The following is a 22,513-nucleotide window of genomic DNA, read 5'->3' on the forward strand; positions in this document are numbered from 1 at the left end:
TCTGGGCGCTGCTCACAGATTGGCCCGGAGTGCCACCCGTGACGGGCGAGCACCGTGAGGTCGGCAGAAGCCATCCGACTTGGCCGATGAGCGTCGGCACCACCGTGCCTCCCTAACCGAGGCGCTGGAGCGCTTGTTCTACGACGACCTCGACGCGAGCTGTCATGCCCGTCACGTCGATGGGGCGGCGACCGGCAACCTGGCGCGAGATCGACTCTGGTGCGTTGTCGCCATGGTGGAGCAGGGCGTACAGATCCCACCATGGGTGGAGCGGTACACCCACGGTCGACTCGTAACGTGAGCGGAGCTCCTCTGCCCAACTGGGCGAGTAGAGCGAGGCCAGGTACCGACGGCATTGTCCGACATCGATGGCGCGAGACCCTTGGTGGATGCCGTTCCAGTCGGTGAGTCCGGTGATCTTGTCGCGCGACCACAGCAGGTTGACGGGTAGGTAGTCGCAGTGCAGGAAGACGGCGTGATCCTCGGGTGGTGCTGACTCCATGGCATCGAAGGCGGCTTGCCAGACCGCCGGGTTTCGCGCGCCGGCCGGTGCCTGGAACTGTCCGAGCGGTGTGATCCAGGAGTCGGTCCACGGTCGAAACGGGGGGGCCGGAAGGTCAACGGCATGCACTTGGGCGGCGAAGTCGGCGATCCTCTCGATCCATGGCTGATGCTCTGTCGGGGTGAGGTGAACATGACCAGGCAGACGTGTCATCAGCAGCGATGGCACAGCGCCGGTAGCTGCCCCGGCCACGTCCGTCGCCAGAATCGTCGGGACCGGCAGTCCGCTGCCAGCCACCACCGTGAGGTTGGCAATCTCCTCCTCCATCGCTGTCCGAAGGGCGACGCTTCCCGCCGGGTACTGCCGCAACACCACAAAGGTGCGAGTGCCATGTCGGTTCACTGACAAGCGATGGACAGCAGAGTTGACGCCACCGGTCAATCGACGATGGCCGACGATGCGACTGCCTTCGCCCATGGAAGCCGCAACCCAGGCCAGGGTTTCGGAGGAGGGCCTTCGTCGGAAGAACGTGTTCTCTCGCCCATCGCCGTCGACCGTGAGGTCTGGGACGGCAAGGTCGTCACTGGTCACGAGTGGCAACGCTATCGGTGAGCGGCAGCGATCTTCAGCGACGAGAAGGTTGGGTGTGGTCGGTGGAGCGCACTCTCATGGCCGCTGATGGTGCGCATTCATGCTGATGAGCGCGCACCGAGAATCCGCGTTGCTGCGCAGCGTCTTGACGGACCGGTGCGCCGGGTTGCTCGTGCCACACTGCCGCCCGTGACCGAAGAGGCCTTCGCTGCAGCCCGCGCGTTTCTCGACCGCGAGGGACGGCTCATCGAGCGCCGCCTCGCCACTTTCCTGTTCGACGGAGCCGACGCCTCCGGCGTGATCGACGCTGTCCGGGCCTACCGCAACCCCGACGGCGGCTTCGGTCATGGCCTTGAGCCCGACAAGCGCTGCCCGGCAAGCCTGCCCATCGACGTCGAGTGCGCTCTCGGGATCCTTCTGGTCGCCACCGGGGGCGACACCGCGGCAGGATCAGGCCATCCGGTCGCGGACGAGCTCGTCAGGGGAGCTTGTGACTGGTTGGCCTCGGTGGCCGCGTCCGACGGAGCGGTGCCCTGTGCCTTCCCGGTCATGGAGCGCTACCCCCGGGCCGAGCACTGGTCGGACTGGACCTACACGCCCGGATTGAACCCGACCGCCGGCCTGGCCGGGCGCCTGCACCAGCTGGGCATCACCCACCAGTGGCTCGACCGGGCCACCGACTGGACCTGGGCACGGCTCGAGTCCGGCTTCGACGAAGACGCGCACGCCCTGATCGAAGTGATGGTCTTCCTCGCACATGTGCCTGACCGAGATCGGGCCCAGGCCGTCGGCGCGCACGTGGGCGACTGGCTGTCCAAGGCCGCCTGGTACCGGGCGGATCCGACGGATCCCGGCTACGGGCTGACCCCTCTCCACCTGGCGCCGTCGCCGGACAGCCCCTGGAGGCAACAGTTCGGCGACGCAACCATTCAGGGCCACCTCGACCGCCTGGTCCGTGACCAACAGCCAGACGGTGGCTGGCCGATCACCTGGGACCCACCGGGGAGCGCCTCCGGCGTGGAGTGGCGCGGGATCGAGACCCTCCGGGCTCTGCGCGCCCTCCGGGCCTACGGTCGGCTTTGACCCGTCAGACCCCGAGAACCCTCGTATCCACAGGGTCCTGGAAAACTTCTCCACGTACTTCTAGGACGATCTCACCTGTCCGAGCCTCACGGCGCAGCGCTGTCGAGCACACCCCTCACCAGCACCAGATCACCGCGCAGGCTGTCGGGATGCGGCACCCAGGCGCTGTCACGTGGTTCGTCCGCACGCGCGGGGCGTGCGCGGACGTCGGGCGGCACGTCATCGTGGGCCCGCCGCTCGGCCAGGTAGCGACGTTGTCCGTGGACGAGGCTGTAGCCGTTGGGCCCGCCCACGCCGTGCGGACCATCAGGCGAACCGTCGTCCTCCCACCAGCAGATCGGGCACACCTCGAAGGCGCCCGGACCTGCGTCGAGGGAGCGGTGGCCGCAACACGGACAGGTCGCTCGCGCGGTCACGACCCTGTCCCGGGGTCCGAGATCTGCCACGGCCGCATCGTAGCCGTGGGTGGCCCGCCCTAGGCTCGCCCCATGAGCGACCAGACGATGGCAGGCCGCACGGTCCTGGTGACCGGTGCGAGCGACGGGATCGGCGCGGAGACGGCGCGCGTGCTGGCGGCGAGGGGGGCCACGGTCCACGTCACCGGCCGGTCGGCGGAGAAGCTGAGGCCGGTGGCCGAGGCGGTCGGCACCGAGCCGCTGGTGGCGGACTTCTCCCGCCTCGACGACGTACGACGCCTCGCAGCGTCGGTCGGGGAGCGGGTCGAGAAGCTCGACGTGCTGATGAACAACGCCGGTGGCACGTTCTCCCCCTCGCGGACGACAGCCGACGGCCATGAGCCCAACTTCCAGGTCAACCACCTGGCGCCGTTCCTGCTGACCAACCTGCTGCGCCCGCAGCTCGCCGCCGCCGGCTCGTCGCTGGTCGTCAACACCTCCAGCATCGGCAACCTGATGGGCAAGATCGTGCTCGACGACCTCGACTACGAGCACCGTCGCGCGATCGAGTTCCCGGCCTACGGCACCGGCAAGCTGATGAACATCGTCTTCACCCGCGGCATCACCCAGCGCTGGTCCGGCGACGGCGTCGTGTCGGTCGCCGTCCATCCCGGCCCGGTCGGCAGCTCGTTCGGTCGCGACTCCTGGCTCGTCGGGCTCCTCTACCGCTCGCCGCTCAAGCGCTTCGCCACGATCAGCGTCCCGGACGGTGCGGCGCCGCTCATCGCCCTCGCCGAGGGAGGGCCGGTCCAGGAGGTCAACGGGCGCTACTACAGCCGCTTCCACGCCGACGGGCGCGAGAACAAGCAGGCCCACGACCAGGTCGTCATCGACGGTCTGTGGGAGCGCTCGGCCGCGCTCGTCGGCGTCAGCTGACGACGAGGCGATGAGTCCGGGGCACCGCACCGGTCTGCACGGACATCACCCCCGACGAAGGAGGCACCATGCCCGCGATCACCCCCTGCCTGTGGTTCGACGACAACCTGGAGGAGGCGGCCTCGTTCTACACCGGCATCTTCCCCAACTCCTCGGTCGGCCACCTCGCCCGGCTGCCCAACGGCGACGCGCTCGCCGGTGAGTTCAACCTCGACGGCCTGAGGTTCCAGGGCATCAACGGCGGGCCGACGCACGCGCACTTCACCGAGGCCGTCAGCTTCAGCATCAGCTGCGCCGACCAGGCCGAGGTCGACCACTACTGGGACTCGCTCCTCGACGGCGGCACCGCGTCGCGGTGCGGCTGGCTCAAGGACCGCTTCGGCCTGTCGTGGCAGATCGTGCCCCGCCGGCTCATGGAGCTGCTCTCCGACCCGGATCCCGCGCGCGCCCAGGCAGCCCAGGCCGCGATGCTGGGCATGCAGAAGATCGTGGTGGCCGACCTCGAGGCCGCCGCCGAGGGCGCCAGCGTCTGACCAACCCGTGCCACCTACGGTGGGCCGCATGACCGCGTGGAAACGGGTGGCCCTCGCGATGTTCTCGGTCGGGTGGGGCGCCAACCAGTTCTCCCCGCTGCTCATCGCCTATCGCGACGAGCTCGGGATGTCGACGCAGACGAGGGCCTTCCTCTTCGGTGTGTACGCCGTGGGGCTGATCCCGGCACTCCTCGTCGGCGGGGCTGCCTCCGACCGGTGGGGACGGCGTGCGGTGGTCCTGCCGCTGGTCGCGCTGTCGCCCTTGGCGACCGTCCTGCTCATCGTGGAGCACGAGTCGGTCGCCGGGATCGCGGTCGCGCGACTCCTCGCGGGCGTCTGCTCCGGAGTGGTGTTCAGCGCCGCGAGTGCCTGGGTCTCCGAGCTGTCGTCCGACGAGGTCGCCGGCACGGCCGCGAAGCGGGCGGCGATCGCGCTGTCGGCCGGCTTCGGAGTCGGCCCGCTCGTGGCCGGGCTGGTCGCGGAGCTCACCGACCACCCACTGACGGTGCCCTACCTCCCCCACGTCGTGCTGGGCGTCGTCGCGCTCGTCCTGCTGCTGCCCGTGCCCGGACCGCGCCCCACGACCGGGGGCACGCGCTCCCTGCTGCGCGTCCCCGCCGTCACGTGCACGCGGCCCTTCCTCCTCCTGGTCGCCCCCGTCGCGCCGTGGGTCTTCGGCTCCGCGGCCATCTCGATCGCCTTCCTGCCCGCCGAGATCGGCGGGTCGACCAGCGGCGCCCTGGCCTTCGCCGGGGTGCTGACCGGGGTCACCCTCCTGACGGGCGTCCTGGTCCAGGGCACCGCCCGCCGCCTCGACGACCGTCGTCCTCTGCTCGCCGGGCAGGTCGGGCTGGTCGCCGCCATGGCCGCCACCGCCATCGGCATCCTCGCGCTGCAGACCGACGTGCGCTGGCTGCTCCTGGTCGCAGGCCTCGTCTTCGGCGCCGCCTACGGCTGCTGCCTGGTCTCCGGCCTGCGCGAGACCGAGCGGCTCGCCGACCACGGCGAGCTCGGCGCGACGGTCGCGGTGTTCTACGCCCTGACCTACCTCGGCTTCGGCGCCCCCTACGCGCTGGGCGCCATCAGCGGCGCCGGCACCGGCGACGAGGGGGCACTGCTCCTCACCATCGGCGTGGTGGCGCTGTGCCTCGCCGTCGTGACCGCCGCGGGACGACGTGCCCGCAGCGCCGGGATGAGCCGTGCATGAGCCCCCGACCCACGTCAGCGACCAGGACGTGCTCGACACCGTCCGTGCCACCTGGCTCCCCGACACGGACACCGTCACCCACCTGTCCGTCGGCTTCGGCGCCCACCACTGGGCAGCCTCGGTCGCCGGCGAGCGCCGGCTCTTCGTCACGCTGGACAGCCTGGGAGACAGGCACAGCGCCGACTCGCTGACCGCTGCCTACCGTGCGGCCGCCACGCTGGCTGCTGAGGGACTGGAGTTCGTCCACGCCTCGCTGACACCGTTCACGGTGCCCTTCGCCGAGGGCCTGCTCAGCGCCGCGCCCTGGGTCGACGGACACCGCCCCGAGCGCCTCGAGCGCGAGGTCACCTCGACGATGCTCGCCCGACTCCACGCGACCCCACCGCCCGAGGGCATGCCCCGCTGGCAGCCGCTGGTCGGGCCCGACCTCGCCGACGACCTCGATGGACGTCTGCGGACGACCTGGGACGGCGGCCCCTTCTCCGCACGGGCGCACACGGCCCTGCGCGCCCACCTGCCCGCGATCGACACCTGGGCGACCCGCTACCACCGGCTCGCCGCGGAGGCGGCCTCACGGCCCGGCGTACCCACCCATGGCGAGCCCGACGTCCACAACCAGCTCCTCACCGAGCGCGGCACCCTCCTCGTGGACTGGGAGTCGCTCCGGCTCGCGCCCGCCGAGCGTGACCTCAGGGTCCTGGACGCGGGCGGGCCGATGGCCGAGATGTTCGACCTCGAGTGGCGCCTCGACGAGGTCCAGCAGTACGCCGTGTGGTTCCAGCAGCCCCACACCGGCGGCGCCGACGACCTCGAGGCGGTGGAGGGTCTCCTCGAGGAGCTCGAGCGGCCCGACTGGCGAGAGCCGACCCGCCGGCAGTGACCGGCACCACAGCGCGCGGCAACCAGGTGCGGGGCTAGCCTGATGAGCAGTCCGTGGACTCCACCAGGGAGCCGCGAGATGCACGTCGATGGGAGCTCGATGATGAGCACGTCAGAAGAGACCGCGCCCTACGGCACCGGCCCAGCGGCCACGTCCGCGCCGGCACCCGCCGCCCCGGTCAAGCGGGTCCGCACGCACCACCTGCGGGAGATGAAGGATCGCGGGGAGCGCTTCTCGATGCTCACCGCCTACGAGCAGTACGCCGCGCAGACCTTTGACGAGGCCGGCATCGAGGTGCTGCTCGTCGGGGACTCCGCCAGCAACAACGTCTACGGCAACGAGACCTCGCTGCCCGTCACGGTCGACGAGCTGATCCCCCTCACCCGCGCCGTCAGCCGCTCCACCCGCCGCGCGCTGGTGGTGGGCGACCTGCCGTTCGGCAGCTACCAGGCCTCCCCCGAGCAGGCCTACCTGACCGCCGTGCGGTTCATGAAGGAGGGCGGCGCCCACGCCGTCAAGCTCGAGGGCGGGGTCGAGATGGCCCCCCAGATCGAGAAGCTCACCCAGGGCGGCATCCCGGTGATGGCCCACATCGGCTTCACCCCGCAGTCCGAGCACACGCTGGGCGGCTACCGCGTCCAGGGCCGCGGCGAGACGGCCGAGCGCGTGCTGCGCGACGCCAAGGCGATCCAGGGGGCCGGCGCCTTCGCCGTCGTCATGGAGATGGTGCCCGGCGATGTCGCCGCCCAGGTCACCCAGCAGCTGGTCATCCCCACGATCGGCATCGGCGCGGGCGCCGGCTGCGACGGCCAGGTGCTGGTCTGGCAGGACGCCTTCGGGCTGCGCACGGGCCGCATGGCCAGGTTCGTCAAGCAGTACGCCGACCTGCACGCGACCCTGCTGCAGGCCGCGAAGGACTACGACGCGGACGTGAAGGCCGGGACGTTCCCCGGCCCCGAGCACACGTTCTGAGCCTCAGTCAGCCGTGACCCGGCGTCGCGACCGGCGGTGCAGCAGCAGCGCCAGGGCGAACGCCGGGACCACGGCCGCCGCGGGCGCCAGCAGCGCCGCGCTGGACGCGGTGCGGGCCGGGGCGAGGTCGCGCGGCGCCAGGGGCGGGACCGTGCGGCCGGGCAGAGCCCGGAAGCGGTAGACGTCGAAGCCACGGACGAGGTCGTTGCCGTAGCCGTAGAACGAGCCGTCGCGGTTGATCCTGTTGGTCTTGAACGACCAGGTGTCGGAGTCGGGGAACGTGTAGTGGCCGACCTCGCGCATGCCGATCCCCTGCCCCAGGGCGATGGTGGCGGGTGAGCCCTGGGCGGTGGCGAGGCCGCTGATGTCGAGGACCCGGACGCCCTGGCTGTACCACGCGATCGTCATCATCTTCTGCCGCGGATACATCCGGAGCACGTGGGAGGTGCAGGTGGCGCCGTCCTGCGGCTGGACGACCGGGATGAACCATGCGCCGACCTTGACGGGGTTGCGGACCTTGGCACCGGTGATGTCGTAGACGTGGAGCCCACCGCCGGGGCACTCGGTGCTGGCCGCTGCGCCGGCGCGCTCGTCGGTGATGACCAGCAGCGTGCGGGTGCTGCCGTCCGCGCGCTTGAACGTGATCGGGTCGGACTGGTGGACCACGTTGATCGCCGGGTCGATGATCTGACCGATCTGGCGCGGCCGGGCCGGGTTGCTGGTGTCCAGGATCAGGGTCTGCGACAGCGCCGCGACGTAGGCGCGGGTGCCGGCGGCGTTGAAGGTGATGTCGTGCGACTCCGAGCCCAGCGACGCGGGCACGAAGGGGATCCGGAAGTCCTGCACCTTCTTGGGCAGGCTCGGGCGGCGGATGTCGTAGATCGTCACTGCCGGCCGGGTGCTGGTGATCAGGTCGGAGTTGGAGTTGTAGAGGTAGTCGCCGCTCGGGTGGATCGTCATGTTGTGCGACCCGCGCGGCACCGGCAGGAAGCTCACCGACTGCGGCTGGGAGGGCTGGGTGATGTCGACGATGACCGTGCCGGCGTCGTCGGCCGCCAGCTTCAGGTCGCGACCGCAGCGCGACCGGGCGCCCTCGGCGCCGACCGTGCCGTCGGCGGTGTAGCTGGCGAGCACCCGGTTCTTCTTCGTCCAGACCTGGATGTCGCCCTGGCTGACCTTGCAGTCGAAGACCGCCACCCGTTTCGGCTGCGTGGGCCGGCTGATGTCGATGATCTGCATGCCCTTGTCGAGCGTGCCGGCCAGGGCGTAGTCGCGTCCGGCGATGCGCACGAACTCGATGTCGGAGCCGTTCTGCGCCTCGCCCGTGCGGTCGTACTGAAGATTGGCCACGTGGGACATCCGCTGCCCCGTGCCACTCGCCGCGACCTGGAAGGACCGCTCGTTGGTGGCGACGTCACCGGCGCCCTCGTGGGCCACCGCCGCCGTGGGGACCGACAGGCAGAGAGCCGCGGCAGCTGCGGCGATGGACGTCGTACGAGCAGACCTGGTGCGGGGCACGGGGATCCTCCTGGGCACGGGCGGGTGTTCACGGCCCAACGACCGGACGGCGATGGGGTTACCGTGAGGGCATGCGATCGCTGACGCTCGGAGTCCTGCTGGCCCTCGTCTCGGCAGCCGCCCCCGCGGGTGCGCTGACCTCGTCGTCCGGACCCGTTGCCGCGACGGCGGCACCGACGGCGGTCGTCGCGCAGGAGCCGACGCGCGCCGGGGTGCCGAGGCTCGTCGTGACCAAGCGGGTCACCGGCCTGAGCAACCCCTGGGACGTCAAGCCCATCGGCGCGGGCCGGCTGCTCATCACCGAGCGCGACACCGCCCGACTCTTCGTGGCGGGCAAGGGCGGCAAGCGACGGGTGGCCTTCCCGTCCGACTCGGTGTGGGTCGCCGGTGAGACCGGGCTGATGTCGCTCGAGGTCGACCCCGGCTTCAGCAAGAACCGACGCTTCTACACCTGCTCCGGCGGCTTCCTCGCCGGCGGCGGCCACGACGTGCGCATCAACGCCTGGACGCTCAACAAGGCGCTGACCCGGGCGACGCTGGTCAAGAAGCTGCTCGGCGGGCTCCCGACCACGACCGGTCGGCACGGCGGCTGCCGGCTGCTCATCGCGCGCAACGGCGCTCTCGTGGTCGGGACCGGCGACGCGGCCGTCGGCACCAACCCGCGCGACCTGACGTCCCTGGGCGGCAAGACGCTGCGGCTCGACCGCCGCACCGGTGCCCCCTGGCCGGCCAACCCCTACATCTCCGCCGACAACCGGCGCCAGCGCTACGTCCACACCTACGGCCACCGCAACGTGCAGGGCCTCGCCCAGCGCCGCGACGGCACGCTGTGGTCGGTCGAGCACGGCTCCTACCGCGACGACGAGGTCAACCGGCTCGTGGATGGCGGCGACTACGGCTGGAACCCCGTGCCGGGCTACGACGAGTCGGTGCCGATGACCGACCAGTCCCTGCCCGGCAAGCAGTACGGCGCCGCGTGGCGCTCGGGAGACCCCACGCTCGCGACCTCGGGAGCGTCCTTCGTCTACGGCACGAAGTGGGGTGCGCTCGACGGCGCCCTCGCGGTCGCCGCTCTCAAGGCGACCCGCGTGCTGTTCCTGACGTTCGACGCCCGCGGCAAGCTGGTGCGCAAGGACGTCCCGAAGATCCTCGAGAGGTTCGGCCGGCTTCGCTCGGTCACCCTCGCCCCCAACGGCGACCTGCTCGTCACCACCGACACCGACTCCGGCGGTGGCGCCGTGCTGCGGGTGCGCCCCGCGAGCTGACCGGGGTCTTCGCGACCCCTGGTCGAGCAGTCAGGAGCGCCAGCGACGAACACACGTCGAGACCCCCGCCGCACGGCGAGGTGCCTCCAGGCCGCCTCTCGGCTCGCTGGCGCTCGTCTGGCTCCACCACGACCGAGCGGGCTCGCCCACCGAGAGCCCCCTCCGCGCTGGCCAAACGTTTGACCACCGCGGAAGCGCGGGGTCCAGCTGGTCTCGACGACTCCTTGCTGGCGCTCGTCGGGCCCGACCAGCAAACCCCTTGCCCCCTGGTCGTCGAGCAGTCAGGAGCGCCAGCGACGAACACCCGTCGAGACCCCCGCCGCACGACGAACTCCCTCCAGGCCGCCTCTCGGCTCGCTGGCGCTCGTCTGGCTCCACCACGACCGAGCGGGCTCGCCCACCGAGAGCCCCCTCCGCGCTGGCCAAAACGTTTGACCACCGCGGAAGCGCGGGTCCAGCTGGTCTCGACGACTCCTCGCTCGCGCTCGTCGGGCTCGACCACCGGGAGTGGTCAGGCGGTCCAACCGAGGAACGCCCCGCCGGCGTTGAGCGCGGCGAACCAGAACACGAACGCGAACAGCGCGACCCACACCAGCCTGCGGGGGTGGGGCGTCCACCACGCGCAGCAGAGCACGAAGAGCGCGATCCAGACCAGGACGAGGACCAGCACGCCCCACCACGGGGCGACCAGCCCGCTGGCGGCGTACAGGAAGAACGCCGCGGCCATGAGGATCATCCCGACGAAGGGCCAGGGCTCGACGGCGCGGGGCGCGGTCGCCCGGCGGCGACGGTTGAGCACGATCGGCTAGTCCTCGAGCTGCTCGTCGTCCCAGCCGGAGTCGGACTCCTTGTCCCAGGCCTCGGTGCGCTCGGCAGCCGTCTCCAGCGCACGAGAGGCCTCGGCCTCGGTCGCGTAGGGCCCGAGGCGCTCCTTGTTGGGGCAGCCGTCGTGGCCCTCGACCCGGGAGTGCTTGATGCAGTACCAGAACTCGCTGTCGCTCATGGCGCCGAAACTACACTTCTCCCCCGTGACTCCCTCTCCCTCCGGCCCCATGACCGCCGTGCGACCCGGCACGATCTCGCCGCGACGCGCGGTCCCGGCCCACATCCCGCGTCCGGAGTACGTCGACCGGCCGGCGCCGGCGCGCTTCACCGGGTCCGAGGTCAAGGACGCCGACACCATCGAGCGGATGAGGGTGGCCGGTCGCCTGGCGGCCCGCGCCCGCGACCTGGTGGGGTCGCACGTCGAGCCCGGGGTCACGACCGACGAGCTGGACCGGATCGGTCACGAGTTCCTCTGCGACCACGGCGCCTACCCCTCGACGCTGGGCTACCGCGGCTTCCCCAAGTCGCTGTGCTCCAGCGTCAACGAGGTCATCTGCCACGGCATCCCGGACAGCCGCCGGGTCGAGGACGGCGACATCGTCAACATCGACGTCACCGCCTTCCTCGACGGGGTGCACGGCGACACCAACGCGACGTTCCTCGCCGGTGACGTCGACGAGGAGGGTCGCCGGCTGGTCGAGCACACGCGCGAGGCGCTGGACCGTGGGATCAAGGCGGTGCGACCGGGACGCCGCGTCAACGTGATCGGCCGCGTCATCGAGTCCTACGCCAAGCGTCACGGCTACGGCGTCGTGGAGGACTTCACCGGCCACGGCATCGGCACGTCCTTCCACAGCGGGCTCATCGTCCCCCACTACGACACCGACGACCACGACGACCTGATCGAGGTCGGCATGACCTTCACCATCGAGCCGATGCTCAACGTCGGCACCCACCGATGGCAGATGTGGGACGACGACTGGACGGTCGTCACCCTGGACGGGAGGCGCTCGGCGCAGTTCGAGCACACGCTGCTCGTCACGGCCTCCGGCGCGGAGGTCCTGACGCTCCCCTGACAGGCGACACACGTCCGACACACGGAAGTTTGTAGGGTCGGTCCATGAACGCGATGTTCGAGGGCTACGGGACCGGCGGGGTCGCCTACGACGAGATGTTCGACGGGGACGCGCTGCGCCCGCCGTACCTCCGGCTGCGCGACTCCCTGCAGACCATGACCACCCCCGACCTGGTCGCCCGGGTCGAGGCGCTGCAGGCGAGCTACCTCGACCAGGGCGTCACCTTCGACATCGGCGGCGAGGAGCGGGCCTTCCCGCTCGACATCCTGCCGCGGGTCATCGAGATGGCCACCTGGTCGACGATCGAGAAGGGCGTCCAGCAGCGCGTGCGCTGCCTGGAGATGTTCCTCGCCGACGTCTACGACGCCGGCGAGGTCTTCGACGACGGCGTCATCCCCCGGGAGGTCATCGCCACCTCGAGCCACTACCACCGCGAGGCCGCCGGGGTCCGTCCGCCCAACGGCGTGCGGGTGCACGTGTCTGGCATCGACCTGATCCGCGACGACAACGGCGAGTTCCGCGTGCTCGAGGACAACGTGCGGGTCCCCTCGGGCGTGTCCTACGTGATGACCAACCGCCGCGCGATCTCCGCAGCCCTGCCCGAGACGATCGCTGCCCACCGGATCCGACCCGTGGCGGCCTACCCCCAGCGGCTGCTCGCCGCGCTCCGGGCCGCTGCGCCCGCCGGCGTCACCGACCCCACCGTCGTCGTGCTGACCCCCGGGGTCTACAACGGCGCCTACTTCGAGCACGCGCTGCTGGCCCGCACGATGGGCGTCGAGCTCGTCGAGGGCCGCGACCTCGAGTGCCGCCGCGGTCGCGTGATGATGCGCACGACCAAGGGCCTGGAGCCGGTGCACGTGATCTACCGCCGCGTCGACGACGAGTTCCTCGACCCGGTCCACTTCCGCGCCGACTCGATGCTCGGCTGCCCCGGCATGATCGACGCCGCCCGCGCCGGCAACGTGACCCTGGCCAATGCGGTCGGCAACGGCGTCGCCGACGACAAGCTCGTCTACACCTACCTGCCCGACCTGATCCGCTACTACCTCTCCGAGGACCCGGTGATCAAGAACGTCGACACCTGGCGCCTCGGCGACACCGACGCCCGCGAGGAGGTCCTCGACCGCCTCGACGAGCTGGTCTGCAAGCCCGTGGACGGCTCCGGCGGCAAGGGGATCGTCATCGGGCCCGCCGCCACCCGCGCCGAGCTCGCCGAGCTGCGCACCAAGGTGCTGGAGGACCCGCGCTCGTGGATCGCCCAGCCCGTCGTGCAGCTCTCCACGGTGCCGACCTTCGTCGACGGCCAGCTCGGCCCGCGCCACGTCGACCTGCGCCCCTTCGCGGTCAACGACGGCTCGCGCGTGTGGGTGCTGCCGGGAGGGTTGACCCGGGTCGCGCTCGCCGAGGGCGAGCTCATCGTCAACTCCTCGCGCGGCGGTGGCTCCAAGGACACCTGGGTGCTCGCAGGCCATGCGGCCGCTGCGGCGAGCCCCGCGCCCACCGCGAGCGAGGCGGAGGCCCCACGGCCCGCCGTACCCCCTCCGTCGACGCCGTCGGTCACCGGACCCGCCATCGCCGACCTGCAGAACCAGGCCGAGCAGCAGCAGCAGGGAGCAGCGAGGTGCTGAGCCGGATCGCGGAGTCCATGTTCTGGATCGGTCGCTACGTCGAACGAGCGGAGGACACCGCGCGCATCCTCGACGTGCAGACCCAGCTGATCCTCGAGGACGCCACCATCGACGAGGACGCGACCTGTCGCGGGCTGCTGTCGATCATGGGCGTCGAGGACGAGCCGACCAGCGCGGTCAACGTCGCGATGGTGCTCGACCAGCTGGCCTACGACGCCTCGTCGCCGGTGTCGATCGCCTCGGCGCTCGGCGCCTCCCGCGAGAGCGCGCGCCGCGCCCGCGAGACGCTGTCGGTGCCGATGTGGGAGGCCATCAACACGACCTACCGGGCGATCCCGAGCGGTCACTTCCACGCGCAGCGGCCGCCCGGGGTCTTCCAGTGGGTGCGTGAGCGCGCGGCGCTGATCAACGGCACCGCCGACGCCACGATGACGCGTGACGAGGGCTGGCACTTCCTGATGCTCGGTCGCTGTGTCGAGCGGGCCGACATGACCTCGCGCCTGATCGCCACCGCGTCGTTGTCGCAGGGTGCGCCGTGGACCTCGACGCTGCGCGCGTGCGGTGCCTACGAGGCGTTCCTGCGCACCTACCGCGGGATGGAGACCGAGCGGGGTGCCGCGGAGTTCCTGCTGCTCGACCGACTCTTCCCGCGCTCGGTCGTCTTCTCGCTCAACCGCGCCGAGCAGTGCCTCGACAACCTCGAGTCCGCCGGTCAGCGCGCCGGCTTCCAGAACGAGGCGCAGCGGCTGCTGGGTCGGATGCGTGCGGAGCTGGAGTACCGCTCCCTCTCCGACGTGCTGCACGACCTGCCCAACGAGATGGAGCGGCTGCAGCGCGCGTGCGCGCTCGCCACCGAAGCGGTCACCCGGCGCTACTTCGCCGGCGCCGAGGCACTGACCTGGCAGGGAGTCGTCTGATGCAGCTGAGGATCATCCACACCACGACCTTCGAGTACGACGGCAAGGCGGTCGCGTCCTACAACCAGGCGCGCCTGACCCCGCTGACCACGCCGGAGCAGATCGTCCTGCACAGCCGCCTGGAGGTCTCGCCGGCGCCGTGGACCTACGACTACCGCGACTACTTCGGCACCCAGGTCACGGCCTTCGAGGTCGTCGACCCGCACGAGACGATGACGGTCACGGTCAACTCGACCGTGCAGACGCACCGCCCGGCCCCGGCTCCTCCGTCGGCCACGTGGGAGTCGCTGGCCGAGCGCGAGGTCGCCGACCGCTGGACCGAGTACCTGACGCTTCCCGAGATGGTCGCCCCGCCGACCGACTTCGCCCAGCGCGCCAAGCAGGTCGCGGCCGACCACGAGCTGCCCGGCGACGCGGCGCGCGACCTGTGCGCGATGGTGCACGACGAGGTGGAGTACATCCCCGGCGCCACCGACGTCCAGAGCCACGCGGCCCTGGCGTGGCAGCAACGGGCCGGCGTCTGCCAGGACATGGTGCACCTGGTCATCGGCGGGCTCCGCTCGATGGGCATCCCGGCGCGCTACGTCTCCGGCTACTTCCACCCGCAGGCCGAGCCCGCCGTCGGCGAGACCGTGCCTGGTGAGTCGCACGCGTGGATCGAGTGGTGGGACGACGGCTGGCACGCCTTCGACCCGACCAACGACCACGTCCCGTGCGACCGCTACGTCGTCGTGGCCACCGGCCGCGACTACCGCGACGTCAAGCCGCTGAGCGGAATCTACTCGGGGGCGAAGACCTCGCGGATGCACGTCGACGTCACGCTGACCCGCCTGACGTGAGGCAGCCTGCCCCGCCGTCGTACCCGTGGTGTCCGGTCAGGTGAGCTGGTCCCACGACAGGTGACCGGCCTCGGCGAGCATCCGCTCGACGCGCAGCACCTCGACCTCGTGCTCGGGGTCGCCGCTCATGACGGCCGCCATGCGCAGGTGCGGCAGCGCGTCCGGGAGCCGCGACTGGCGCACCAGGGCGCGACCCAGCGCGAAGCGTGCCCAGACGTCGTCGGGGGTCTCCTCGACCAGCGAGCGCAGCTCGGTCTCGGCCTTCTGGAGCTGGGCGCGCATCAGGTGGGCCCAGGCCCGCAGCGCCCGGAGGCCGGTGTTGGCGGGTTCCAGCTCCAGCGCACGCTCGAGCACCTCGAGGGCCTCGCGCGGGGCGCGCTCGACGAGCAGGTCGTGCGCCACGCGGTAGGCGGACTCGGGACGCAGGTGGGCCGGCTGGAGCACCGGCGGCCCCTGGATCGTCACGTCGTCGAACATGTCCTCCAGAACACCACGGAAGGGCCGCGGATTCCGGCACCCGATGCGGCCATGCCCTAGGGTGTCGCGTGCGGATGGGCTGGCCGGGCGACCGCGTGGACCGGAGTGATCTGGTCCCCGAGGAAGGTCCGGGCTCCACAGAGCAAGGTGGTGGGTAACACCCACCCGGGGTGACCCGCGGGACAGTGCCACAGAGAACAGACCGCCAGCCGCTCCTCCGGGAGCGGTCGGCAAGGGTGAAACGGTGGAGTAAGAGACCACCAGCGGCCCGGGCGACCGGATCGGCTCGGCAAACCCCACCTGGAGCAAGATCAGACAGTGCGCGCTCGAGGGCTGCTCGCCCGAGTGCACGGGTAGATCGCTGGAGGCTGTCGGCAACGGCAGTCGTAGATGGATGGTCGCCGGCTGGCTCGCCAGTCACAGAACCCGGCCTACAGGCCAGCCCGTCCGCACCGGGGCCTCACCTGGAGGTCCATGGGGGGCAGGTCTGTCCGTGACTGAGTCAGTAGAGGTTCTGGCGGTAGTCCACGGCGATGCCTGCGCGCACCGCAGCCTCGCTGACGCCGGTACGCACTGCTGTGGCAGCGAGACCCCGACGGTCACTGCTCTTGACATGCTCGGCCCAGATCTTGGCCGCGCGTGGAAGGGCGCCCTCCGAGATGTGTGTAGCCGGGTTCCACAGGGCGGCGTTCTGCACGGCATGGCTGACCCGCAGGGAGCTGTGATCCACGTCGATCACAAGTGCTTCGGGACCTGGTTCTGGACTGCCATCGTGGCCAGCAACGCCGGGTCTGTGGTCAACCGAGCTCGACCCCGTACCTCGACCACGCGGTCGTCTCCTGGACTCATGGCCAGAACAGTGACCGCCGGTCGTTCGAGCAGGTTGTGAACAGGTATCGGTGCGACGGTTACCTGGCCGGTCGGGCAGGGCCACGGTGCGGTCGTCGAGCACCGACAGGAAGCCGGCAGGAAGCCGGCAGGAAGCCGGCAGGAAGCCGGCAGGATCACCCTTGGGGCTGACGTCGGCCCGACCGTCCTTGTCGCAGGATCCGATGACGGCGAACGGCGTCGTTGACAGGAACGCCCGTTGGGCGTCGTCACCGCACGGCACCGAGTCGGTCCTCGCGTCATTCAACGACCCGGCGTATCAGTCATGGGTGCGACGCAAGGCCTGGATCCCTACGCGGCAGTCCCAACGTCAGTCAGGCGGCCCCCACACAGTCCTCAAGATTCCCGTCGTGTCCAGTCACATGGGCACACGTCACAGACGGTCTCTCTGTCCTGGACAACAGCCGCTCACGCTGGGTGTCGTCACGGCCTTCACGCCAACCCGTCGGCGCCGGGTCCTGGCCACCTGGTGATGCGCACCGCGTGGTGTGATGAAGGTGCCCGGAAACGCCAGGAAGGTCGCCGATGTCGGACGCGTCACCTTCACACGGCGGACCGTCGTTCGGCCGCTTCTGGGCGGCCGCGACCCTGAGCTCCTTCGGCACGGCCGTCACCACGGTGGCCATGCCCGTCCTGGTCGTGACGACGCTCGAGGCCTCGGCGTTCGAGGTGGGGGTGGTCAACGCCGCCCAGTTCGTGCCCTACGCGGTGCTGGGCCTGCTCGCCGGGGTCTACGCCGACCGGTGGCGGCGACAGCGGATCCTGGTGTGGAGCAGCCTCGGCCGGGCGGTCACCCTGGGGGCGATCCCGGTCCTGTCCGCGCTCGGCGCCCTCGAGGTGTGGGCCCTGGTCGTGCTGCTGCTGCTCTTCGGGTCCTTCTCGGTGTTCGCCTTCGCCGCGACCCAGTCCCTGCTGCCCCGGCTCGTGCCGCGCGAGCGCCTGGTCGTCGCCAACGCGCGCCTCGACCAGAGCGACGCCGCCGCCCAGACTCTGGGGCCCGCCATCGGCGGCGGCCTCGTCGGGCTGTTGGGCGCACCCGCGGCCATCGCGGTCGACGCGGTCAGCTATCTCGTGGACGCGGTGCTCAACGCTGGGCTGCGCGTCGAGGAGCCGCCGACCGACGCGTCGGCCGCACGTCACCTGGGCCGCGAGATCGGCGAGGGCCTGCGGTGGACCTACCGCCACCCGACCCTGGCGCCCCTCGCCGCCTCGACGCACGTGTGGTTCCTCGCCAACGCCGCCGGCTTCACCGCGCTGTCCCTCGTCGCGCTGCGCGAGATGGCGCTGTCCGCGTTTGTCTTCGGGCTGCTGGTCGCCGTCGCCGGCATCACGGGCCTGGTCGGCGCGAGCCTCGCTCCGGCGCTGGGGCGACGCATCGGCGCCGGCCCGGCGATCATCGGGGCCCGAGCGCCCTACCCGCTGGCCTGGCTGCTGGTCGCACTGGCGCCGACCGTGCCCCCCACCGCCGGCGTCACCCTCCTGACACTGGCGCTGGGCGTGCACGGCCTCGCCGGAGGGCTGGAGAACGCCAGCGACATGGGCCTCTGGCAGCTCATCACCCCGGACGGACTGCTGGGCCGGGTCAACGCGACCCGGCGGTCGGTCAACCGGTCGATCGCGGCCCTCGGCGCCGTCCTGGGCGGCACATCGGTGATGTTCCTCGGAGGGAGCGCGACGCTGGTCGGTGTCGCCGTGGTCTTCGGGCTCGCCTTCGCGGTCGCCGCGCTCTCCCCGCTCCGGGCAGTGCGGCAGGTCGACTAGCGACCTGCGCGACTGGTCGAGCGCCCCCGGTGCACACGTCGGCGCACCTGCCACATCCGCAGCGTCGCGGCGATCGCGGCCAGCACCAGCCCGGCAGTCGCGGCCACCAGCAGGGCGACGGCCAGCGGCGCCTGGCCCTCCCAGCCGAAGTAGGACACGGTCACGTCCTGGGTGTTCTGCGCGACGAAGACGATGAGCAGGATCAGCACCACGGCCAGCGCGACGACGCCAACCCAGAGTCCGCTGGTGCGCGAGCCACGCAGCGGGTCGGGCGTGTCGGGCGCCTGTCGGGTCGGTGACGTGGCCCCTCGGTCAGCGGTGTCGCCGGTCGTGCGGCTGGTCGGGGTGGTCGGGGTGGTCGGGGACGGGTCTGACATGTGTGCTCTCCTCGATGGGTCCGAGGCTCCGGTACCCGCAAGCTCTCGCCTCATACGGGTCGCACCGTGGGTCGACGCGGTCAGGCCGTGTGGACCGCCCAGAGGACGCCGTCTCAGTCGCCATGGGGTCGGATCACGCGCTCGCGGTCCGGATCGAACCCGTGCGCCAGACCCCAGAGGACCGCCTGCGAGCGGCTCGACACCTGCATCTTGCGGTAGGCGGTGCGGATGTAGGTCTTGACCGAGTTGATGCTGAGGTAGCAGCTGTCGGCGATCTCCTGGTTCGACAGGCCTTGGGTGATCAGCGCCACCACCTCCGCCTCACGGGCACTCAGGTCGTGCTCGAGCCCCGGCCAGGCCATCACCAGCTGCGTGTCCCCGTCCGCGCTCGGCTGCGAGGACGGCGCCACGACTTCTCCTGCGTGGATGGCCTCGATGCACTCGACCAGCTGCTCGGCGCCCAGGCCCTTCGAGAGGTAGCCGGACACCCCCTGCGCCAGCGCCTCGCGGATCAGGTCCGGCTGCAGGTTCCAGGTGAACACGGCCACGCGCGCCTCGGTGTCGACCGTGAGGTCGTCGAGCCGGACCGCGTCGCCCTGGACCTGGCCGAAGGTGTCGTAGAGCACGACGTCCACGTCGCTCACCACGGGGAGCCGACTGTCGATCTCCACGACGGTGATGCGCTCGCTGAACGGGGCCAGCACCGATGCCAGACCCCGGACGACGACCTCGTAGTCGTTGACGATCGCGAGACGGACGGGCTTCACAGAGACGAACCTACCCGCGGCGATGTCCGGCCGTGACTCGCGCAGCCGCACCAGCGCCTCCGCCAGCTGGCCGATCGAGATGCTGGCCGGCTCAACCGGCCCGCAGCACCACGCTGATCGTGGCGGCACGGCTGGTGGCGTCGGTCATGGCGGTCAGCCCGCCGCGGGTGCCCGGGGAGACCGGGCCACCACTGTCGGCGAGGAGCACCCCGACGTGCCCTCCCCCGGTGCCGACCAGCTCGTCACGGACGACCACCCCGCCCGGCGGGCGCCAGTCGGTCGTCGCCGAGGACTTGTCGGCCCAGTAGGACACCACCCACTGCCCCTCTCCGGCCACGCTGACGGTCGGGGTCGTGTGCGACGTCGACCCGACGGTCTCCGAGGCGCTGCTCACCGTCAGGACGGGATCGCTGGTCGAGGTCGCGCCGTAGGCAGCGAGGTGGAGCCCCACCTTGACATAGCTGCTCAGGCCCACCGTCACGCTCCGGCCTGCGTCGGTGGACGTCGCGACGCGCTGCCACAGCAGCGTGCGCTGGGAGCCGGCCACGACGTTGCTCCGCTGGGTCCAGCCCGGGGGCGGCGTGATCGTGGTCGCGGTGTCGTTCACCGTGGCGAAGAGCAGCATCGCATCGCCGGCGCGCACGGACGCCGGGGTCGTGACCGAGGCTGAGGTCGCGTTGGTCATCGTGCGCGCGAGGCCACGGAAGGCGATCGGCGTGCTGGTGGGTGGAGGCTCGGTCGTCGCGGTCGTGTAGGCGAGGTGGAGCACCGGCGCGGCCACGCCGTCGTGCGAGGAGGCCCGGCGCTCGCCGGTGCCCGTCATGACGAAGGCCAGGGCGTTGCCCGCCCGCCAGCCAGGTCGTCGTACGACCTCCTGGACGATGGCGCGCAGGTCGGTCGTGCGCTGCGCCGACGTCGTCTGCCCACTCTTCCACGCCGGTGGCGCCCACGTCGCGGTGGCCTGCGTGCGGGGGCGGGAGGAGACGGTCGTGCCCGAGGTCGTGAAGGTGGGGGTGTCGTCCTCGGCGACGCCGGTGACCTGGATCGACGCGGCGTCGCTGTTGGAGCCGCTCGCACGGAACTGGATCCATGCCTCGGTGATCGTGGCACCGACGGGCACGGCCAGCTCGTCGAAGCGGATGCCGATCGTCTGCGACATCGTGCCGGCCCGCGGGATGTTGAGGCTCGACCCGAGCCAGTCGGCGTAGCCGGTCGGACGCTGCTCCACGTCGTCGAAGGCCTTGGCGACCGGGGTGTCGAGCGGCAGCGGCGCTCCCGCCGCGACCACGGTGACGATCAGCTCGTCGGCGCCGGTCAGGGCACCGTCCGAGGACGTCGCGCGTACGACGTAGGTGCCGGCGGCGGAGAACCTCGCGGTCGTGCGGCTCGACGTGGCGTCGGCGAAGGTGATGCTGCCGGGCCCGGAGGCGTTCGTCCACGTGAGCGTCGTGGTCGGACCGGGGCGACCGTCGTCGCGCACCGTCGCCTGCAGGTCCAGCGGCTCCCCGACCACGACGGGGGCGTCGCGTCCGGCGTCGACGACCGGCGCGAGGTTGACGATCGGCGGAAGGTCGACGCGCAGCTCGAAGAGGCGTCCGTCGTTCTCGTCGGGGTCGGTGTCGTTGTCGACCCCCCGGTCGACGACGTAGAGGTCGTAGCGTCCCGGGTCGTCGGTGGCCGGCGCGACGGTGATGCCGGCTGCGAAGACCTGGCCGGTCACCGCGATGTCGACGCGGGAGACCAGCATCAGCTGGCGGTTGAGCTCGTAGACCGCCTCGGACGTGCTGTCGACGACCACGAGCGTGCCGCGCCCGGGGTGGTAACCGATCCCCTCGGGGTCCTCGGCGCCGTAGACCTCGACGTCCAGCTCGGTCGCGGTGTCGTCGCCGGTCGGGGCCACGCCGTCGAAGCGACCGTTGGGACCGGGGTCGACCCGGTGCACGTCGTGGTCGGCGCCGTCGAGCACGAAGAGCTCGCCGGTCGGCGGGAAGTAGGTGACGTCCTCCGGGTCGGTGCTGCCGAAGGCCGCCGTGCTGAACCACGTGCGCGTGTCGTCGGCCGTGCCGTAGCGGCCGTCGGCCCCCGGGTCGATCTCGTGGACGCGGAACTGGTCGTCGTCGGAGACGAAGGCGTGGCCGCTGGTCGGGTCGTGGCCGATCCCCGCCGCCTCCTTGGTGTAGGCCGTGGTCAGCCCACGGTCGAGCACCGCTCCGCTGCGGGTCGTCTCGAGCACGTTGGCGCCCTCGAAGACCGGGGTCTCGTCGACCTCGGAGTCGGAGATCAGGAAGCTGTCACGACCGGGCAGGTAGACGATCCCGGCAGGGTCCGGCAGGGCGGGCGACAGGGCCGAGGTGGCGACCGTGCGCACCAACGTCGCCGTCGTCGTCGGCACGGCGGCCGACGCGGGCGCAGCGGCCCAGGGCGCCAGACCGGTCGCCACCGTCCCGAGAACACACACGACCCCGAGAGCCGTCGAGCCCCGGGCCACACCTCGTCGTCGCTGCTGTCTCACGTGTTGCACCCGTCCTCGTCGTCGTCGGCTCAACGTAAGCGGGTGGCTCGGGGCCGTCATCCCCACGATGAGTGATGCTGGCGGCCGGAAGCGGGGCAGGTCCCGGACGTCAGCGTTCCTTCAGGTTGCGGGTGGGACGGTGATGACACCACCCCGCACCACGACCGAAGGAGAACCGGACATGAAGCTCAGGAAGCGAAACCTCGCCATCGCTGGAGTCATCGCCGTGGCGGTCGCCGCAGGCGCTGGCAGCGCGGTCGCCACACAGGGCGACGACGAGACCGGCAGCCGCACCTACACCGAGCAGCAGAAGCAGGACGCCACCGACGCCGCCCTCGATGCGACGGGCGGAGGGACCGCCAACGAGGTCGAGCGCGACTCCGAGAACGGCGCCACCTGGGAGGTCGAGGTGACACGACCTGACGGCTCGACGGTGGACGTGCGGCTCGACGAGGCCTACCAGGTCGTCGTGATCGAGGGCGACTCCGAGGAGCCCGACGGCGACGAGGACGGCGAGGGCTGAGCCAGGCCGTCACCTTCCGGGAGCACCCTGCGCATGGG

At 71.2% G+C, this 22,513-nt stretch carries 24 protein-coding genes, 1 other RNA gene and 1 pseudogene; 14 read left to right on the forward strand and 12 right to left on the reverse strand.

The annotated features are described in order from the left end of the window. Window positions 1-112 precede the first annotated feature (112 nt). Window positions 113-1,093, reverse strand: a complete 981-nt coding sequence (locus tag RMN98_RS11335) for an aminoglycoside phosphotransferase family protein (RefSeq protein ID WP_309648922.1) — start codon at window positions 1,091-1,093, stop codon at window positions 113-115. Between the two features lie 189 nt (window positions 1,094-1,282). Here RMN98_RS11335 and RMN98_RS11340 point away from each other — a divergent pair, with 189 nt between their 5' ends. Next, window positions 1,283-2,176 (forward strand): hypothetical protein, encoded by an 894-nt coding sequence (locus RMN98_RS11340; protein WP_309648923.1) that lies wholly within the window; start codon window positions 1,283-1,285, stop codon window positions 2,174-2,176. A gap of 86 nt (window positions 2,177-2,262) precedes the next feature. Here the strand turns inward: RMN98_RS11340 and RMN98_RS21055 are convergent, their stop codons facing one another. Further along, window positions 2,263-2,772, reverse strand: a complete 510-nt coding sequence (locus RMN98_RS21055; RefSeq protein WP_397209412.1) for a CPCC family cysteine-rich protein — start codon at window positions 2,770-2,772, stop codon at window positions 2,263-2,265. Here RMN98_RS21055 and RMN98_RS11345 point away from each other — a divergent pair. The 5 genes from RMN98_RS11345 to panB all read left to right on the forward strand — a co-directional run bounded on the left by RMN98_RS11345 (window position 2,665) and on the right by panB (window position 7,099). Further along, complete coding sequence (locus tag RMN98_RS11345; RefSeq protein ID WP_309648924.1) at window positions 2,665-3,507, forward strand: SDR family NAD(P)-dependent oxidoreductase; 843 nt, start codon at window positions 2,665-2,667, stop codon at window positions 3,505-3,507. The two genes, RMN98_RS21055 and RMN98_RS11345, sit on opposite strands and share 108 nt — an antisense overlap. A gap of 68 nt (window positions 3,508-3,575) precedes the next feature. Then, the gene (locus RMN98_RS11350; RefSeq protein WP_309648925.1) at window positions 3,576-4,040 is read left to right on the forward strand and encodes a VOC family protein; all 465 of its coding nucleotides are present in this window, start codon (window positions 3,576-3,578) and stop codon (window positions 4,038-4,040) included. A gap of 28 nt (window positions 4,041-4,068) precedes the next feature. Further along, the gene (locus RMN98_RS11355; protein WP_309648926.1) at window positions 4,069-5,247 is read left to right on the forward strand and encodes an MFS transporter; all 1,179 of its coding nucleotides are present in this window, start codon (window positions 4,069-4,071) and stop codon (window positions 5,245-5,247) included. Continuing rightward, entirely contained in the window at window positions 5,240-6,127 is an 888-nt protein-coding gene (locus tag RMN98_RS11360) for a hypothetical protein (RefSeq protein WP_309648927.1), read from the forward strand. Before RMN98_RS11355 ends, RMN98_RS11360 begins: the two co-directional genes overlap by 8 nt. A 99-nt stretch (window positions 6,128-6,226) precedes the next feature. Continuing rightward, complete coding sequence (panB, locus tag RMN98_RS11365) at window positions 6,227-7,099, forward strand: 3-methyl-2-oxobutanoate hydroxymethyltransferase (protein ID WP_309648950.1); 873 nt, start codon at window positions 6,227-6,229, stop codon at window positions 7,097-7,099. Between the two features lie 3 nt (window positions 7,100-7,102). On the opposite strand, the gene RMN98_RS11370 is transcribed toward panB, so the two are convergent. Further along, window positions 7,103-8,617, reverse strand: a complete 1,515-nt coding sequence (locus tag RMN98_RS11370; RefSeq protein WP_309648928.1) for a hypothetical protein — start codon at window positions 8,615-8,617, stop codon at window positions 7,103-7,105. Between the two features lie 71 nt (window positions 8,618-8,688). On the opposite strand from RMN98_RS11370, the gene RMN98_RS11375 reads away from it, so the two are divergent. Then, window positions 8,689-9,882 carry a PQQ-dependent sugar dehydrogenase gene (locus RMN98_RS11375; protein ID WP_309648929.1) on the forward strand — a complete coding sequence of 398 codons (1,194 nt, stop codon included), beginning with the start codon at window positions 8,689-8,691 and terminating at the stop codon, window positions 9,880-9,882. Window positions 9,883-10,393: 511 nt separating this feature from the next. Here the strand turns inward: RMN98_RS11375 and RMN98_RS11380 are convergent. Continuing rightward, window positions 10,394-10,681: a hypothetical protein gene (locus RMN98_RS11380; RefSeq protein WP_309648930.1), complete on the reverse strand. Its 288-nt coding sequence runs from the start codon at window positions 10,679-10,681 to the stop codon at window positions 10,394-10,396. Window positions 10,682-10,687: 6 nt separating this feature from the next. After that, entirely contained in the window at window positions 10,688-10,885 is a 198-nt protein-coding gene (locus RMN98_RS11385; protein ID WP_309648931.1) for a hypothetical protein, read from the reverse strand. A gap of 49 nt (window positions 10,886-10,934) precedes the next feature. Between RMN98_RS11385 and map the strand changes: the two genes are divergently transcribed. The 4 genes from map to RMN98_RS11405 are packed head-to-tail and all read left to right on the forward strand — an operon-like array spanning window position 10,935 to window position 15,170. Next, window positions 10,935-11,783, forward strand: coding sequence for a type I methionyl aminopeptidase (map, locus tag RMN98_RS11390; RefSeq protein ID WP_309648951.1), 849 nt, complete (start codon window positions 10,935-10,937; stop codon window positions 11,781-11,783). A 44-nt stretch (window positions 11,784-11,827) separates the two neighbouring features. Further along, a complete protein-coding gene (locus RMN98_RS11395) occupies window positions 11,828-13,414 on the forward strand; it encodes a circularly permuted type 2 ATP-grasp protein (RefSeq protein WP_309648932.1) in 1,587 nt (528 codons plus the stop codon). Then, window positions 13,408-14,331 carry an alpha-E domain-containing protein gene (locus RMN98_RS11400; RefSeq protein ID WP_309648933.1) on the forward strand — a complete coding sequence of 308 codons (924 nt, stop codon included), beginning with the start codon at window positions 13,408-13,410 and terminating at the stop codon, window positions 14,329-14,331. Before RMN98_RS11395 ends, RMN98_RS11400 begins: the two co-directional genes overlap by 7 nt. Beyond that, window positions 14,331-15,170, forward strand: coding sequence for a transglutaminase family protein (locus RMN98_RS11405; protein WP_309648934.1), 840 nt, complete (start codon window positions 14,331-14,333; stop codon window positions 15,168-15,170). The genes RMN98_RS11400 and RMN98_RS11405 overlap by 1 nt, the downstream gene beginning before the upstream one ends. A gap of 36 nt (window positions 15,171-15,206) precedes the next feature. Here the strand turns inward: RMN98_RS11405 and RMN98_RS11410 are convergent, their stop codons facing one another. After that, a complete protein-coding gene (locus RMN98_RS11410) occupies window positions 15,207-15,647 on the reverse strand; it encodes a tetratricopeptide repeat protein (protein ID WP_309648935.1) in 441 nt (146 codons plus the stop codon). Window positions 15,648-15,722: 75 nt separating this feature from the next. On the opposite strand from RMN98_RS11410, the gene rnpB reads away from it, so the two are divergent. Further along, an RNA gene (gene rnpB, locus RMN98_RS11415) (RNase P RNA component class A) lies at window positions 15,723-16,097 on the forward strand. A 52-nt stretch (window positions 16,098-16,149) separates the two neighbouring features. Here rnpB and RMN98_RS11420 read toward each other — a convergent pair. From RMN98_RS11420 to RMN98_RS21065, 3 genes and pseudogenes are all read right to left on the reverse strand, one after another. Then, a complete protein-coding gene (locus RMN98_RS11420) occupies window positions 16,150-16,377 on the reverse strand; it encodes a hypothetical protein (RefSeq protein WP_309648936.1) in 228 nt (75 codons plus the stop codon). A 5-nt stretch (window positions 16,378-16,382) separates the two neighbouring features. After that, window positions 16,383-16,655 carry a pyridoxamine 5'-phosphate oxidase family protein gene (locus RMN98_RS21060; RefSeq protein WP_397209413.1) on the reverse strand — a complete coding sequence of 91 codons (273 nt, stop codon included), beginning with the start codon at window positions 16,653-16,655 and terminating at the stop codon, window positions 16,383-16,385. After that, a pseudogene (locus RMN98_RS21065) lies at window positions 16,645-16,758 on the reverse strand (pyridoxamine 5'-phosphate oxidase family protein); the annotation flags it as partial. The gene RMN98_RS21060 and the pseudogene RMN98_RS21065, both read right to left, overlap by 11 nt. A gap of 302 nt (window positions 16,759-17,060) precedes the next feature. Here RMN98_RS21065 and RMN98_RS11425 point away from each other — a divergent pair. After that, window positions 17,061-18,296, forward strand: a complete 1,236-nt coding sequence (locus RMN98_RS11425; protein ID WP_309648937.1) for an MFS transporter — start codon at window positions 17,061-17,063, stop codon at window positions 18,294-18,296. Here RMN98_RS11425 and RMN98_RS11430 read toward each other — a convergent pair. The 3 genes from RMN98_RS11430 to RMN98_RS11440 form a co-directional block, all read right to left on the reverse strand. Then, on the reverse strand, window positions 18,293-18,673 hold the full coding sequence (locus RMN98_RS11430) for a lipopolysaccharide assembly protein LapA domain-containing protein (RefSeq protein WP_309648938.1): 381 nt from the start codon (window positions 18,671-18,673) through the stop codon (window positions 18,293-18,295). The genes RMN98_RS11425 and RMN98_RS11430 overlap by 4 nt on opposite strands. 113 nt (window positions 18,674-18,786) lie before the next feature. Beyond that, window positions 18,787-19,440: a response regulator transcription factor gene (locus tag RMN98_RS11435; protein WP_309648939.1), complete on the reverse strand. Its 654-nt coding sequence runs from the start codon at window positions 19,438-19,440 to the stop codon at window positions 18,787-18,789. A gap of 91 nt (window positions 19,441-19,531) precedes the next feature. Then, window positions 19,532-21,880, reverse strand: coding sequence for a PKD domain-containing protein (locus RMN98_RS11440; protein ID WP_309648940.1), 2,349 nt, complete (start codon window positions 21,878-21,880; stop codon window positions 19,532-19,534). Window positions 21,881-22,133: 253 nt separating this feature from the next. Here RMN98_RS11440 and RMN98_RS11445 point away from each other — a divergent pair, with 253 nt between their 5' ends. Further along, a complete protein-coding gene (locus RMN98_RS11445) occupies window positions 22,134-22,475 on the forward strand; it encodes a PepSY domain-containing protein (RefSeq protein ID WP_309648941.1) in 342 nt (113 codons plus the stop codon). Window positions 22,476-22,513 lie beyond the last annotated feature (38 nt).

The sequence above is a fragment of the Nocardioides sp. genome (assembly GCF_031397825.1).
Classification (GTDB): domain Bacteria; phylum Actinomycetota; class Actinomycetes; order Propionibacteriales; family Nocardioidaceae; genus Nocardioides.

Coding starts and splice junctions, on each gene's coding strand:
- RMN98_RS11345 (WP_309648924.1), top strand. CDS start 2,665: ATGAGCGACCAGACGATGGCAGGCCGCACGGTCCTGGTGACCGGTGCG.
- RMN98_RS11350 (WP_309648925.1), top strand. CDS start 3,576: ATGCCCGCGATCACCCCCTGCCTGTGGTTCGACGACAACCTGGAGGAG.
- RMN98_RS11355 (WP_309648926.1), top strand. CDS start 4,069: ATGACCGCGTGGAAACGGGTGGCCCTCGCGATGTTCTCGGTCGGGTGG.
- panB (WP_309648950.1), top strand. CDS start 6,227: ATGATGAGCACGTCAGAAGAGACCGCGCCCTACGGCACCGGCCCAGCG.
- RMN98_RS11375 (WP_309648929.1), top strand. CDS start 8,689: ATGCGATCGCTGACGCTCGGAGTCCTGCTGGCCCTCGTCTCGGCAGCC.
- RMN98_RS11385 (WP_309648931.1), bottom strand. CDS start 10,885: ATGAGCGACAGCGAGTTCTGGTACTGCATCAAGCACTCCCGGGTCGAG.
- map (WP_309648951.1), top strand. CDS start 10,935: ATGACCGCCGTGCGACCCGGCACGATCTCGCCGCGACGCGCGGTCCCG.
- RMN98_RS11395 (WP_309648932.1), top strand. CDS start 11,828: ATGAACGCGATGTTCGAGGGCTACGGGACCGGCGGGGTCGCCTACGAC.
- RMN98_RS11405 (WP_309648934.1), top strand. CDS start 14,331: ATGCAGCTGAGGATCATCCACACCACGACCTTCGAGTACGACGGCAAG.
- RMN98_RS11410 (WP_309648935.1), bottom strand. CDS start 15,647: ATGTTCGACGACGTGACGATCCAGGGGCCGCCGGTGCTCCAGCCGGCC.
- RMN98_RS11425 (WP_309648937.1), top strand. CDS start 17,061: ATGTCGGACGCGTCACCTTCACACGGCGGACCGTCGTTCGGCCGCTTC.
- RMN98_RS11430 (WP_309648938.1), bottom strand. CDS start 18,673: ATGTCAGACCCGTCCCCGACCACCCCGACCACCCCGACCAGCCGCACG.
- RMN98_RS11445 (WP_309648941.1), top strand. CDS start 22,134: ATGAAGCTCAGGAAGCGAAACCTCGCCATCGCTGGAGTCATCGCCGTG.